The organism is Larkinella terrae (genome assembly GCF_009668025.1).
GTDB lineage: Bacteria > Bacteroidota > Bacteroidia > Cytophagales > Spirosomataceae > Larkinella > Larkinella terrae.
In genome coordinates this window covers 150,163-162,783 of the sequence record NZ_WJXZ01000014.1, presented here as the reverse complement: position 1 = coordinate 162,783, position 12,621 = coordinate 150,163, and the positions used below count along the sequence as shown (strand labels likewise).

Genomic DNA, 12,621 nt, shown 5'->3' with positions numbered 1-12,621 from the left:
GAAAAAAGTCAGGCATTTAACAGCCGGATTTAACTCCGGACGATCAGATGAAGAGAGTTGTTGTAACGGGATTAGGCGCTTTGACGCCCATTGGTAATACCGTAGAAGAATATTGGAACGGTTTGGTACAGGGCCGCAGTGGAGCCGCTCTGATCACCAAATTCGACACGACGTTGTTTAAAACGAAGTTTGCCTGCGAAGTAAAAGGCTTCGATGTGCTTCAGTTTTTGGAGAAAAAAGAAGCCCGCAAAATGGACGAATACAGCCAGTACGCGATTGTTGTCGCCGATGAAGCGGTTCGGGATGCGGGTCTGGTCGACGATAAAGTGGACCCCAACCGTGTCGGCGTCATCTGGGCGTCGGGCATTGGCGGAATGTATAGCTTTCAGGAAGAGGTCATTGCCTACGGAGCCGGTGGTCGTAATCCGCGCTTCAACCCGTTCTTCATTACGAAAATGATTGCCAACATGGCGTCCGGCCTGATTTCGATCCGGTACGGTTTTCGGGGTGTCAATTTTGCCCCGGTTTCGGCCTGTGCTTCGGCGACCCACGCCCTGATCGACGCCTTCAACTACATCCGTCTGGGCAAAGCCGAGGTGATCATTGCCGGAGGTTCGGAAGCCGTGGTGACGGAAGTAGCCGTTGGCGGTTTTAATGCGATGAAAGCCCTGTCGGAACGCAACGACGATCCGGCCACGGCCTCCCGCCCGTTCGATGCCAACCGCGACGGTTTTGTGCTGGGCGAGGGCGGTGCCGCCCTTGTGCTGGAAGAATACGAACACGCCAAAGCCCGGGGTGCCAGGATCTACGCGGAATTGGTCGGAACCGGGGCAACCGCCGATGCTTACCACATGACGGCGACTCACCCGGAGGGATTGGGCGCTACCTTAGCCATGAGCGAAGCCCTGCGCGAAGCCAATTTAAAACCGGAAGACGTTGATTACCTGAACGTTCATGCAACTTCCACGCCCGTCGGTGACCTCAGCGAATCGCAGGCCATCCAGAAAGTATTCGGTCATAAACCCGAACGACTCAACCTCAGCGCCACCAAGTCGATGACGGGCCACTTGCTTGGAGCCGCCGGAGCCATTGAGGCCATTGCCGGTATTCTCGCGATCCAGCACAACACCATTCCGCCCACGATCAACCTCCAGACCGTCGACGAGCGGATCAGCTCCGATCTGAATCTGACGCCCAACGTGGCCGTTCAAAAACCGGTCAATGTGGTCATGAGCAACACCTTCGGCTTTGGTGGACACAATGCGATTGTGGCGTTTCAGCGCGTGTAACTTAAAAAAAGCTACTAAACCTGTCAGGTCTTCAAGACCTGACAGGTTTTAACATCTCCTAACATTTCCTAATTTTGGTAAAATTTGGAAATGTTAGGAGATGCCCGCAGCCATCGATAAAGACCTCAAAAAAGAAATCCTGAAACTGCCGACGGGTGAGAAGGACAAATTGCTGCTCCGCCTGATTGCCAAAGACAAAGATCTGGTGGAACGGCTGCATTTTGTCCTGATCGAAGGTGAAACGACAACCGAAGAACGGCGGCACGAACTGAAGGAGAAAATTGCCCAAACCGCCAACGGCCACTACACGCACCCCGACGGCTGGATGCTGAAAGCCCTGCGGTCGCTGACTTCGGCCATTACGCACCACGTTAAAATTACGAAGGACAAATACGGTGAGGTGGAGCTGAATCTCTACCTGCTGACGGCTTTTTTCAACGTCCAGCCGAGTCAGTTTGCGCATTTGAATCACCACAACCAGAACTCCTGCACGTTTGTCGCGAAAAAAGCGGAGTCGATTCTGAAAAAACTCCAGAAAATTGATCCGGATTATTACATCGAATTCGAAACGGACGTCAATCAGGCGCTGGATTTTATTCACTCCTACGGCCCGGTTTTTTACGCCCGCCAGATCGGTTTGCCGAAAGAATGGAAACCATAAATCGCAACCCTTATAATCTGGTAATTAAAGCTGGTTTATGCTTTTTTTGAGCAAGAATTAAAATTATTAATCCCGCTAAAATGGCCGGAATGCTTAGCATTTGGCCCATATTTAAAGCCATATTGTTTTCGAAGTCTTCCTGGTTGGCTTTCAGAAATTCGACCAGAAGCCGAAAACTAAATAACAACACCAGAAAGAGTCCCGTAATAAAACCGCTTGGTAGTAGCTGACGTTTATACTTCCACAACGAGAAAGTTAAGGTAAGCAGAAACAGGCAGAAAAGCGCTTCGTATAACTGCGTCGGATGGCGCGGAACGACGGGCAGAAGCGCTGGGTCGGTTTCCCGAACAAACGCAAATCCCCAGGGTAAAGGGGTCGGTTTTCCGTAAATCTCGGAGTTCATTAAATTCCCCAGCCGGATCAACGCTCCTCCCAAACTGACGACAATAACGACCCGGTCGGCCACCCACAAAAACGGCTGATCGCTCCGTTTTCGGCTGTACAAAAACAGCGCTAGTAAAATGGCAATGGTCGCTCCGTGACTGGCCAGCCCTTCGAACGGTAAATGCACCATCGACGAAACCCATTTCCAGGGATCAGCAATCAGTAACTCCCACTCATAGAACAGGTAATGGCCCAATCTGGCGCCCACGACGGTCGCAATCACAACGTACAAAGTCAGCAATTCAACATCTGAAGCAGGTTTATGATCACGGGCGTACAGATACGAAATCAGCCATTGGCCGACTAAAAAACTGGCGGCAAACAGCAAACTGTACCAGGCAATCGGAAGCTCGAAACCGAAGATTTCGAGCGTATAAAGGCGTGAAGGAACATCCCAGATAATGAAGGGTAGCATACCATAAAATTGAAATGAACGGAGATTAACAACCGGATGTAATTCCCAATAACAAAACGCTCACGCCAACATTTAAAATGGCGTGCCGATAGGATTGATACCATGGATAAGCGACTGTCGCTGGTTTAATCAATTGCAGAAGTTCTTTCTCACTCCAGTGCATCGAGTTACCTACCTCCTCTTTATAAGCTTCCCAGAGCGGTTTTAAATCGTCGGTATTCATAACATTTCTTTTTTGAATAGTTTGCTCAACCGGTTTTTAATCCGGCTCATTCGTGTGCTAATATTGGTTCGACTCATGTTCATCATTGCGGCAATTTCATCGTTGCTGTGTTCGTCCAGATGCAACAGGATGATTGCTTTATCTTCGTCTGATAACTGGCTAATTGCGCGGTATAATTCCTGCGTCGCCGAGTTCTCCGTGCGCTCAGAATCCAATGCCGGTAGTTGGTCGGTTTTTTCGGAAAGCGGCCCAGTTTTAGGCCGGGCTTTCTCTTTCCGGATTCGGGCGAAAACCGTATTGAGTGCTACCCGATAGAGCCAGGTGGTTACTTTCGATTGGTAATTAAAAGCCGGATAGGATTTCCAGAGCTGGAGCACAATTTCCTGAAAAAGGTCTTTCCGATCTTCGGGCAGCGGATAGTACAGGCTGCAAAGGCTGTGAATCAGCTTCTGATGCCGCGCGATGAGCTGGACAAATTCCTGATGTAACGATGCTTTGGCCACGGAAAGACAACGAATGGATTCAACGGTATTAGTTGCAGCAAGCTCGTAATTGTCACACGTTAGGCCAATTATTTTTTTTACCTGCTCACTGATACCCTTCCAAACCCGATAAAAACCGGGTCAGTTCAACTTCATCTATAGTGATTTCCAGCCGTTTATGCGGATTTGTAAAACCGGCTACGATCTCAACGGAGGATTTGGAAACCGCAAACTGGCGCGCCAGAAAGTCCACCAGGTAGGCATTGGCTTTGCCGTCCTGGGCCGGGGCTTTGATTTTGGCGTTCAGTTGACCGGCCGCGTCGAAAAACAGCTTATCGATTTTGCTGCCCGGTTTGACTTTCAGATGCAGCGTCATGTTAGTATCCGGTTTACGCTATACAGTTTTCGGTCAGTCAACTGATTCGGTAAAAAGGGAAACCGGCTGCAATCCGGCGAAAACCGTATACCGTAAACTGAAAACCGAAATCTTACACATTGATCTTATAATTGATCGATACTTCATCACCGGTTTTGCCGCGAAAACCCCAGTTGTGGGCCGGGCTTTCCAGAATACAGATTTCGATATCGGCCAGCGACAACCCGAGTTGCTGGCTGATTCGCTCAAAAAGCAGGTTGATCAACTTTTTCTTCGTCTCGATCGTCCGCCCTTCGATCATGATGAACTCAATAATGATGTAGTTTTCCGAACGGCCTTCGGGCATGAAAAAATCCTCCGGTTCGAGGTACAAAAACCGGTGTGCCCGTTTGTTCGGCGGAAACTGCAGGGCTTCGACCACGCACGCGTGAATCACGTCCGACAAGCGATCCCGAATGGCCCGCAGCGGTTCCTTCACGCCGTAAATTTTGACCTGGCTCATTGGCGAGATAGGAGAAGTGAGACTTGAGACAAGGGACAGTTTTTGTCTTTATCTAATAAACGAATGTTCCGGCTTCGCTTTGAACGGTGACGCGCTTGCCTTCGAGCGCTTCGACATGGCCAATGATCCGGCCTTCAATGCCAAACTGACCCGCAATGTCGATCACCCGCTGGGCGTTCGCTTCCGACAGATAGATTTCCAGCCGGTGGCCCATGTTGAAAACCTTATACATTTCCTGCCAACTCGTGCCGCTTTCCTGCTGAATCAGTTGAAACAAAGGCGGTATCGGGAAAAGGTTATTTTTTACAACGTGCAGATCATCAATAAAATGCAGCACTTTCGTTTGCGCTCCTCCGCTGCAATGCACCATGCCGTGAAGCTGCGACCGCAGTTCATCCAGCAACACTTTCACGACTGGCGCGTAGGTCCGCGTGGGCGACAGAATCAATTGCCCGACGTTCAAACCGGTATTCGGAACCGGATCCGTTAATTGCTTCGAGCCACTGTAAACCAGACTCCGATCAACGGCAGGGTCGAAACTTTCGGCGTATTTATCGGCCAGGAAATGTGCCAGCACATCGTGCCGGGCGGAGGTCAGGCCGTTGCTTCCCATGCCACCATTGTAGGATTTTTCGTAGGTCGCCTGTCCGAACGAGGCCAGCCCCACCACCACATCACCCGCCTGAATCCGATCGTTGCTGATGACATCGGCCCGGCGCATCCGGGCAATGACCGTGCTGTCGACAATGATCGTCCGGACCAGATCGCCCACGTCGGCGGTTTCGCCCCCGGTGCTGGAAATATCGACGCCGTGTTGCCGCAGCATGTCCAGTACTTCCTCGGTTCCGTCGATAATTTCGGCGATGACCTCACCCGGAATCCGATTTTTGTTCCGGCCAATGGTCGACGAAAGCAACATCGGGCCGACGGAACCCACGCAAATCAGGTCGTCGGTATTCATCACCACGGCGTCCTGCGCAATGCCCCGCCAGACCGACAAATCACCGGTTTCTTTCCAGTACAGATACGCCAGCGACGACTTGGTTCCGGCGCCATCGGCGTGCATAATGGTGCAATAGGCCGGATCGCCCGCCAGCGCGTCGGGTACGATTTTACAGAAAGCCTTGGGGAACAGCCCCTTATCCAGTTTAGCAATAGCTTTGTGAACGTCTTCCTTGGAAGCCGAAACACCGCGTTGCGCGTATCGATCAGTTGGTTGATTCATTCGTTATTTTAACACTTCGACGGTATTCAGTTCCGGGCCACCGCCGTGGTTGGCCGATCCCGCCAGGATGTAAATGCTGTTTTTATACACCACCGCCTGCGTACCGTGACGGCCTTCGTGGAGCTTCGGCCCCGACGTCCAGCGGTTGGTTTTCGGGTCGAGCACTTCGGCTTCGTTGTGCGACAAAAGCTGTTCGCTTTCACCGCCAATCACCCACACTTTGTTGTCTTTCGTTACCGCCGTGCTCCCGGCCCGCAGGGTCGGGAAATTGCTCTCCGACGGCAGCGTTTCCCATTTACCGGTTTTAAAATCGTACACGTCCACTTCCGGCATCGTCGTATCAATCACGTGACCGGTTTTGGCCGACGAACGACGGCCACCCGCCAGGTACATTTTGGTGCCGACCACGGCCGCACTGATGTGGTCGCGCGAGCGGGGCGCGTCGGCCAGTTGCTTCCAGGTATTGGTTTTCGGATCGTATTCGTCGAGACGCGAAACGTGGCCGTCGAAATGGCCGTCGGTAATCCCGCAAACCATGTAAATCTTGTCGTTATAGACCACCACACCCGCCGACCCGCGCTGAATCGCTTTCGGAATTTCGGGGCCTTTCCGCCAGTTACCGGTTTTGGGACTATAAATATAAATGTTCGGAATGGGCGTTTCGTGCGGGTATTTGCCTTCAAAAGCGCCCATCACATAAATTTCACCTTTGTAATTAATAGCCTGAAAATGATTCATTTCCACCGGCGCAACCGGCAGTCTTTTCCACATCAGGGTTTTGAGGTTCAGGGCCTCCAGTGGTTTCATCCCGCGACCACCAATCGCATACAAACTATCACCAACGAGGGCGGCAGCGTTTTCGTGGCGCTTTTCGCACTCATTTTTCGGCTTCACCTGTTCCCACGATTGAGCCATTACCAACGTATGGCCAGAAAGCAGCAAGGCTGAAAAAGCAAGGAGTTTTTTGTTCATAATACTATCGGTTTTCGATTTACAGTTTTCGGTATACGGTTTTCGCCGGGCCGACGCTTCGCCGGGCCGACGCATTCTTGTTCAAGTGTTAGCCAACATGCGTCAGCCACCGTAAACTGAAAACCGTAAACTATTTATCCTCTTCATACAAAATTCCCGCTTCGGCGCGGATGGCGTCGAGCAGACCGATCAGGTTCAGGCTGTCGTCGAGCGACCACAACGGGCTTTCGGTTTTCTGCTGGCGCAAACAGTCCGAAACGTGTTCGGCTTCGTAGTCGTAGCCCCAGGTTGTCCGCGCAAAGGTAAAGGTTTCCGGCTCACCTTCATGAGGTTGGTGAATAACCGAATCGCCTTCGTGAAAACGACCGGGCAAATAGAGGCTCCCGTTTTCGCCGTACAAAACCGCATCGGTTTCCGTTTTCGAGACCACCGTGCTGTTCAAAACGGCCAGCTGATTCTGGTCGTAGGTCAACACCATCCCGCATTGCTCGTCGATGCCGGTTGCGCCAAAAACCGCCGTTGCTTTAACGGTTGCCGGTTTTCCTAAAAACAGATAAGACAGAAAGAGCGGATAAATACCGATGTCCATCAGCGAACCCCCACCCAGCGCCTTGTTATACATCCGTTTTTCGGGAACCACCGGTGCCACGAAACCAAAATCGGCGCGCAAGCCTTTCACTTGTCCAATGGCCTGATTTTCGATCAGTTCGAGCGCTTTCTGCACCGACGGCATAAACCGGCTCCAGAGGGCTTCCATCAGAAAAACCCGTTTTGAGCGCGCGGTTTCGACCATCTGCCGAACCTGTTCCGCGTTCATGGCGAACGGTTTTTCGCACAAAACCGCAATGCCCGCGTTCAGGCACAGCAGCGTATTTTCGAAATGGTGATTGTGGGTTGTGGCAATGTACACCACGTCCAGCCCTTCGCAGTTCACCAGCTCGTCGTACGAACCGTACGCGTGTTTCGCGCCGTATTGAGCCGCAAACTCATCAGCCCGCTGCTGGCTGGTCGACGCCACCGCGAGGAGTTCGACATCCGGAACGGTCAGCAGATCCTGAACAAATTTATGGGCAATCCGGCCTAACCCCAGAACGCCCCAACGAATCACGGCCATAAGCAGGTCGATTGAATCATTTTGGAACAAAAGCAGACCAAATGTACGGCATGATGGGTTATAGACAAGAAGCCATCGTATTTTTGCCCATGATCAATTGGAAAATCATTCTTCTTTTTTGCCTCTTTTTGCCGTTTGGCGGTATTGCTCAAATCGTTACGCCAGACACGCTACAAACCGCCGTTCCGGCCGATACGGTGGTTGCCGACACGACGAACACCGTTGTCGCCGACACCACGGCTGCGGGCGATGACCCGGACGAAGCCCAGGGCGACACCGTTGCGGCCAGTGACCTGTCGGGTTTTCATTACAAAATTACGGCGGATGGAACGGTAACCGCCGGGAACGTCAACCGGGCCTTGATTCAGGTGGGCAGTACGTTCGACTGGGCCGTGAGCCGCTTGTTCCGGTTTGCCAGCAGCCCGTCGTTTGCCTACGGCCGACAGAATCAGCAATTGAATGAAAGGGAAATTCTGGCCGATTTCCGGACAACATTTCTGCAGGAAAAGCGGTTTTACTACCTGGGTTTTGGGGCCATCGAAATCAGCAATCTGCGTCAGATCCGACGGCGGCTAACCGGCGGGGCGGGGGTTGGTTATAAACTGATCAGCAAAAAAAACGCTTACCTGTCGGTGACGAACGTGCTGCTGTATGAATACACCGACTTCATCACCAACACGGCGGAGGTGAAGGATATCAACGTGTTACGAAATTCGACCCGGGTTGTGGGCGAATACCAGTGGCACGACGGGCGGTATTCGATCACACATACGGCTTTTTTTCAACCGGCCCTCAACCAGCCCAACCTGCGCTGGAACGGAAACGTGGCGTTTCAGATCCGGCTCAGTTCGCTCATCAGCGTGCGGACCATGGTGCAGAATTCGTACGAAAGCGTGGTGGCCATCGGCCGAAAAAACAACGATTTCCGCTGGACAACGGGCCTGGTGCTGGAAGTTAAATAACGGTTTTTGCCTGGTAACGATCCGTAATCCGGCTATACTTTTCCATTTTGTGAACTGGTCGCAAAGTACATAAACACCTGAAAAAGGAACACTTATGCATTTGAATCAATCCTACACTGACTATTTACAGCGCAATGTGGTTTCGACCCGGCTGTTTCCGGCGGCATGTCTGGAAATCTTTTTACTCGATCAGGCTCAGGATCGTCACCACCGGCGCGAAGTGGAAAAGCTGCGGGAATTTGCGGAGATTTTTGACTGGAAACTGGTTCGGGATTATGAAAAGGTGCTGAGTGAGGGGTATACAATCGTGGTTTCCGATCTTGCCAAGTCGATTTTGTGGACCAATCACCGGTTTTTGGCCATGACAGGTTATCAGCCGCGGGAAGCCATCGGTCGGACTCCGCACTTCTTGCAGGGACCCGAAACCGATCCGGTGCGCCTTCGTCAATTATCGAAAGACCTGGTAGCCGCGCAGCACGACCGCTCGACCGGCCCGATTCGTAATCGACTCATCAATTACCGCAAAAACGGAACGTCCTATCTCTGCGACATCGAAATCGACCCCATCCGCACCAAAAAAGGTGAACTGACGCATTTTATTGCGGTGGAAAAGGAAGTTTAACGTTTCTGGTTTAGTGTTTATGGTTGGCTGACGCGCGTCTAATTAATATTGAATAGCGAATACCGAACATTGAATGCGTCAGCCAACCATAAACGTTAAACCATATACCCTAAACTAGTTATTTAAATCTTCTCCAGCAGATTCAAAAACTCCTGTTTCTTGTTCCGCGAAACCGGGATGTTTTTGTTGTTTTCCATGATTACTTCGCCCCCGTCGCCCCGGATGTAGCGCTGCACGTAGCGCAGGTTGATCAGGTAACCGTGGTGAACGCGGCAGAAACCTTTGGTTTCCAGCACGTCTTCCACCTCTTTTAACGTCTTGGAAATCAGGACAACTTTTCCGTTCGTCAGGAAAAACCGGGTGTAGCCACCGTCCGATTCGCAGTAATAAATCTCTTCGCTGTTGATGATCTGCAAGCCTTCCAGCGTCGGCAACGCAATGCGATCACCGGTTTTCTGCCGGTGGAGGTAATCGACAAAACTTTCTACCTTGGCGGGCGTCCGGGTCAGGCGCTCCTGTTCGGCTTTCTGAACCGCCTGCACCAGTTCGTCTTTATCGATCGGTTTCAGGATGTAATCCAGCGCGTTGTGCCGGATGGCCTTGATCGCGTACTCGTTGTAGGCCGTCGTAAAAATAACGTCAAATTTGGTAAACCGGCAGGCTTCGAGCATGTCAAAACCGCTCATGCCGGGCATTTCGATGTCCAGAAAAACCAGGTCCGGGTGGTGCATTTCGATGGCCTGGTAGCCCTCCGTTCCGTCTACACAGGTGGCCAGCAGTTGCACCTGGGGGCAAAACCGCTGGAGTAACAGGGCGAGTACATCGCGGCAATGTTTTTCGTCGTCGACAATAATGGCTGTCATGATTGTTTGAGTTTCATGGTAAACGTAACGCAGGTTCCGGCCGGGGCTCCGACCGAATCGACCAGATCGGCCACGTCGATCCGCGCATCGACGCCGTAAATTTCATTCACAATCTGCAATCGCTCTTCCGCAATCCGGCTGCCGTGGGCTTTGTGCGCCATCAAACCGCTGCCTTGTGACCGCAGCGATGCTTCGCGGCCGATGCCGTTGTCGGCAATGCAGATCACCAGAAAACCGGCCACCTGCTGGCAGTCGATCTGCAGAAGCGGTTTTTCGGCTTTCTGGGCCAGTAAGCCGTGCCGGATCGCATTTTCAATGTAGGGCTGAATCAGCAATGGCGGCACGTGAACGGTATCCTGACTGAGCGTCGGACTGACGACCAGCGAAAAATCAAAGGTATTATCGCTCCGCAACTGTTCCAACTCCACGTAGGTCTGCAGCGCCTTCAGTTCGTTCCGCAGCGAAACCCACTCGGTCTGGGTATTGTCGATCATCTGCCGCATCAGCCGCGAAAACTTGGTCAGATACGTCGACGCTTCGTCCACGTCGTTTTGCAGAATGAACTTATTGATGGCATTCAGGCTGTTGAAAACAAAGTGCGGGTTCATCTGCATGCGCAGCGCCAGCAGCTTCGTTTCGGCAATCCGCTTGTTGTTTTCGAGCAATTGCCGTTCGGTTTGCTGATACGCCTGCTCGATCTCGACGCGCCGGATTTTTTGGGCGCAGAGCCGGGCAATGCTCGTCAGAATGTGCAGGTGCCGGGGCTGAAAAAAATCCTTTTCGGGATGCTCGGCGTCGATGATTCCGATCACTTTTCCGTCCAGCGCAATCGGCACCGTAATTTCGGAATACCTCATTTCGTCGTCCCGGATGTAGCGGGGGTCCAGCGAGGTATCGCTGATGATCTCGGCTTTTCCGCTCAGCACCACCGACCCCACGATGCCCTGACCGATCGGAATTTCGATTGGCTGGAAAATCTCGTACGACCGGGGATTTTTGGGGCCGTGGGCCGCTTTCTGCACGAGAACGTCCCGCTTTTCATCCCGCAAATAAACCACGCAGTCGACGAAGTTCAGGCGGGCGATGCAGTTCTTGGCAACGTCCCACAAAACCTCCTCGACGGTGGTTTGATCAATGAGTGAAATCGCAAAAAAATTGATGGCCCGTTCGGTTTCGAGCTCTTCTTCTAACGTCTTTCTTTCGTGATCCGCCTGGTTATGTTTTTCATTTTTTAACACTTTAGTCTGTTTGATGTATGGGAAACCGCTATCGGATTAGTTGATCTAAAGTACAGGTTCTTCCATTCTTTTGAAACCCGAAATGAATAACTGGTCGTTTCCGGGCAATAACGGGCGGGAAAATCCGGTTAAGTTGCTCCCGGCTTTGACTAAACGGCAAAAAAAACGCCCGACTCGGGCCGGGCGTTTTTAAGCATTACCTAATACACACTACTTATAACCAAATACATAGGTATCTTTCACGGTTTGACCGGCCGTATACCGGGTGTCTTCCTTTTCGGTGATATATCCCGCATTATTCAACTTGTAACTGTAATAGACCTGATCGACGCTCGTGCCATTCACGACATCAATGTTCTCGAACTTATACACCAGTTGTTTCCGGAACTTTCCGTAGATAGGCAGAAACTCGTCTACCTGGTCGGCGTGCTCAAACCAGAGAGCGTTCAGGTGGTTTTTATCCGTAACGGCCGGAATTCCCACGGCGTCAACCCAGTACGTCATGGTAAATTTGTGGCCGTTGTTATACCGCTTTACCTGCCAGAGATTGCCCGTGTTCGTGTACGTAAACAGATCGTACCGCTGGTTATTGTCCTGATCCATGATCTTCTCCAGCTGGTTATTGGCATTGTAGTAATAATTAAACCGCTTGGTCGACGTCGTTACCTGTCCATTCGCAATTCCGTAGCTGGTCACGTACGACTCTTTGCAGCGGCCTTTGGCATCGAACAGAATCAGCGTTTTGCCCTTCATTTTTCCGCCGTTGTAATCCATAATGGTCATTCCGGTGCCGTTGGAAGCGCGGCTGTATTCCCGGTATAAGGTCGGGTCGACCGACGATTGCAGCTTTTCCAGATCGCCTTTTGCGTTGTAACTCAACTGCCAGTGGCCGTATTTCACCAGTACGGGAGTTACCTGAATCGTCCCACCGGGGACCATAATGATCGGACCGTTTTCGGTCGTTTGAGTGGGCCGCGTGGTACCGTTGCCGGAACCTTGCCCGTTATCCGGCTGAAGCAGCTGGCTGTCTTTTTCGCAGGAAATCAAACCCATGTAAACGATCAACCCGAACAGGGTAAGCGCATTTTTTGAGAACAGTCTCATTTTCATTTGTTGTTGGATGTGGATAAAAATCAATTGAACGGCACAAAAGTAGACGTGCTGTCAACGATCCCCCAGCCACAACCAACAACTGGTGCCATCGGGTTGATACTTCCCTGCCCTGAATCTGTA

The 12,621-nt window shown here is 51.7% G+C and carries 15 protein-coding genes; 4 read left to right on the top strand and 11 right to left on the bottom strand.

Features of this window, described 5'->3' with window-relative positions:
* Window positions 1-47 precede the first annotated feature (47 nt).
* Window positions 48-1,289 carry a beta-ketoacyl-ACP synthase II gene (gene fabF / locus GJJ30_RS22765; RefSeq protein ID WP_154177500.1) on the top strand — a complete coding sequence of 414 codons (1,242 nt, stop codon included), beginning with the start codon at window positions 48-50 and terminating at the stop codon, window positions 1,287-1,289.
* Window positions 1,290-1,389: 100 nt separating this feature from the next.
* Window positions 1,390-1,950, top strand: coding sequence for a hypothetical protein (locus GJJ30_RS22760; protein ID WP_154177499.1), 561 nt, complete (start codon window positions 1,390-1,392; stop codon window positions 1,948-1,950).
* A 10-nt stretch (window positions 1,951-1,960) separates the two neighbouring features.
* On the opposite strand, the gene lgt is transcribed toward GJJ30_RS22760, so the two are convergent.
* From lgt to GJJ30_RS22720, 8 genes are all read right to left on the bottom strand, one after another.
* Window positions 1,961-2,809 (bottom strand): prolipoprotein diacylglyceryl transferase, encoded by an 849-nt coding sequence (gene lgt, locus GJJ30_RS22755; protein ID WP_154177498.1) that lies wholly within the window; start codon window positions 2,807-2,809, stop codon window positions 1,961-1,963.
* 25 nt (window positions 2,810-2,834) lie between these two features.
* A complete protein-coding gene (locus GJJ30_RS22750; RefSeq protein ID WP_154177497.1) occupies window positions 2,835-3,032 on the bottom strand; it encodes a hypothetical protein in 198 nt (65 codons plus the stop codon).
* A complete protein-coding gene (locus tag GJJ30_RS22745) occupies window positions 3,029-3,535 on the bottom strand; it encodes an RNA polymerase sigma factor (protein WP_154177496.1) in 507 nt (168 codons plus the stop codon). The genes GJJ30_RS22750 and GJJ30_RS22745 overlap by 4 nt, the downstream gene beginning before the upstream one ends.
* Before the next feature lie 85 nt (window positions 3,536-3,620).
* Complete coding sequence (locus GJJ30_RS22740) at window positions 3,621-3,890, bottom strand: DUF167 domain-containing protein (RefSeq protein WP_154177495.1); 270 nt, start codon at window positions 3,888-3,890, stop codon at window positions 3,621-3,623.
* A gap of 112 nt (window positions 3,891-4,002) precedes the next feature.
* Window positions 4,003-4,392, bottom strand: coding sequence for a tautomerase family protein (locus tag GJJ30_RS22735; RefSeq protein WP_154177494.1), 390 nt, complete (start codon window positions 4,390-4,392; stop codon window positions 4,003-4,005).
* Window positions 4,393-4,444: 52 nt separating this feature from the next.
* Window positions 4,445-5,617 (bottom strand): AIR synthase related protein, encoded by a 1,173-nt coding sequence (locus tag GJJ30_RS22730; protein ID WP_154177493.1) that lies wholly within the window; start codon window positions 5,615-5,617, stop codon window positions 4,445-4,447.
* A gap of 3 nt (window positions 5,618-5,620) precedes the next feature.
* Complete coding sequence (locus GJJ30_RS22725) at window positions 5,621-6,589, bottom strand: Kelch repeat-containing protein (RefSeq protein WP_154178696.1); 969 nt, start codon at window positions 6,587-6,589, stop codon at window positions 5,621-5,623.
* Between the two features lie 130 nt (window positions 6,590-6,719).
* A complete protein-coding gene (locus tag GJJ30_RS22720) occupies window positions 6,720-7,703 on the bottom strand; it encodes a Gfo/Idh/MocA family protein (protein WP_154177492.1) in 984 nt (327 codons plus the stop codon).
* 89 nt (window positions 7,704-7,792) lie between these two features.
* Between GJJ30_RS22720 and GJJ30_RS22715 the strand changes: the two genes are divergently transcribed.
* Both GJJ30_RS22715 and GJJ30_RS22710 read left to right on the top strand, forming a co-directional pair.
* Window positions 7,793-8,665: a DUF481 domain-containing protein gene (locus GJJ30_RS22715; protein WP_154177491.1), complete on the top strand. Its 873-nt coding sequence runs from the start codon at window positions 7,793-7,795 to the stop codon at window positions 8,663-8,665.
* 94 nt (window positions 8,666-8,759) lie between these two features.
* Window positions 8,760-9,287 carry a PAS domain-containing protein gene (locus GJJ30_RS22710; protein WP_154177490.1) on the top strand — a complete coding sequence of 176 codons (528 nt, stop codon included), beginning with the start codon at window positions 8,760-8,762 and terminating at the stop codon, window positions 9,285-9,287.
* A 122-nt stretch (window positions 9,288-9,409) separates the two neighbouring features.
* Here the strand turns inward: GJJ30_RS22710 and GJJ30_RS22705 are convergent, their stop codons facing one another.
* From GJJ30_RS22705 to GJJ30_RS22695, 3 genes are all read right to left on the bottom strand, one after another.
* Window positions 9,410-10,150: a LytR/AlgR family response regulator transcription factor gene (locus tag GJJ30_RS22705; protein WP_154177489.1), complete on the bottom strand. Its 741-nt coding sequence runs from the start codon at window positions 10,148-10,150 to the stop codon at window positions 9,410-9,412.
* Window positions 10,147-11,388, bottom strand: a complete 1,242-nt coding sequence (locus GJJ30_RS32600; protein ID WP_310588366.1) for a histidine kinase — start codon at window positions 11,386-11,388, stop codon at window positions 10,147-10,149. Before GJJ30_RS32600 ends, GJJ30_RS22705 begins: the two co-directional genes overlap by 4 nt.
* A 210-nt stretch (window positions 11,389-11,598) precedes the next feature.
* Window positions 11,599-12,492: a hypothetical protein gene (locus GJJ30_RS22695; RefSeq protein WP_154177488.1), complete on the bottom strand. Its 894-nt coding sequence runs from the start codon at window positions 12,490-12,492 to the stop codon at window positions 11,599-11,601.
* Window positions 12,493-12,621 lie beyond the last annotated feature (129 nt).

Excerpts from the sequence above, each read along its gene's own strand:
- fabF (WP_154177500.1), top strand. The coding sequence starts at position 48 with ATGAAGAGAGTTGTTGTAACGGGATTAGGCGCTTTGACGCCCATTGGT.
- GJJ30_RS22760 (WP_154177499.1), top strand. The coding sequence starts at position 1,390 with ATGCCCGCAGCCATCGATAAAGACCTCAAAAAAGAAATCCTGAAACTG.
- lgt (WP_154177498.1), bottom strand. The coding sequence starts at position 2,809 with ATGCTACCCTTCATTATCTGGGATGTTCCTTCACGCCTTTATACGCTC.
- GJJ30_RS22750 (WP_154177497.1), bottom strand. The coding sequence starts at position 3,032 with ATGAATACCGACGATTTAAAACCGCTCTGGGAAGCTTATAAAGAGGAG.
- GJJ30_RS22740 (WP_154177495.1), bottom strand. The coding sequence starts at position 3,890 with ATGACGCTGCATCTGAAAGTCAAACCGGGCAGCAAAATCGATAAGCTG.
- GJJ30_RS22735 (WP_154177494.1), bottom strand. The coding sequence starts at position 4,392 with ATGAGCCAGGTCAAAATTTACGGCGTGAAGGAACCGCTGCGGGCCATT.
- GJJ30_RS22730 (WP_154177493.1), bottom strand. The coding sequence starts at position 5,617 with ATGAATCAACCAACTGATCGATACGCGCAACGCGGTGTTTCGGCTTCC.
- GJJ30_RS22725 (WP_154178696.1), bottom strand. The coding sequence starts at position 6,589 with ATGAACAAAAAACTCCTTGCTTTTTCAGCCTTGCTGCTTTCTGGCCAT.
- GJJ30_RS22720 (WP_154177492.1), bottom strand. The coding sequence starts at position 7,703 with ATGGCCGTGATTCGTTGGGGCGTTCTGGGGTTAGGCCGGATTGCCCAT.
- GJJ30_RS22715 (WP_154177491.1), top strand. The coding sequence starts at position 7,793 with ATGATCAATTGGAAAATCATTCTTCTTTTTTGCCTCTTTTTGCCGTTT.
- GJJ30_RS22710 (WP_154177490.1), top strand. The coding sequence starts at position 8,760 with ATGCATTTGAATCAATCCTACACTGACTATTTACAGCGCAATGTGGTT.
- GJJ30_RS22705 (WP_154177489.1), bottom strand. The coding sequence starts at position 10,150 with ATGACAGCCATTATTGTCGACGACGAAAAACATTGCCGCGATGTACTC.
- GJJ30_RS22695 (WP_154177488.1), bottom strand. The coding sequence starts at position 12,492 with ATGAGACTGTTCTCAAAAAATGCGCTTACCCTGTTCGGGTTGATCGTT.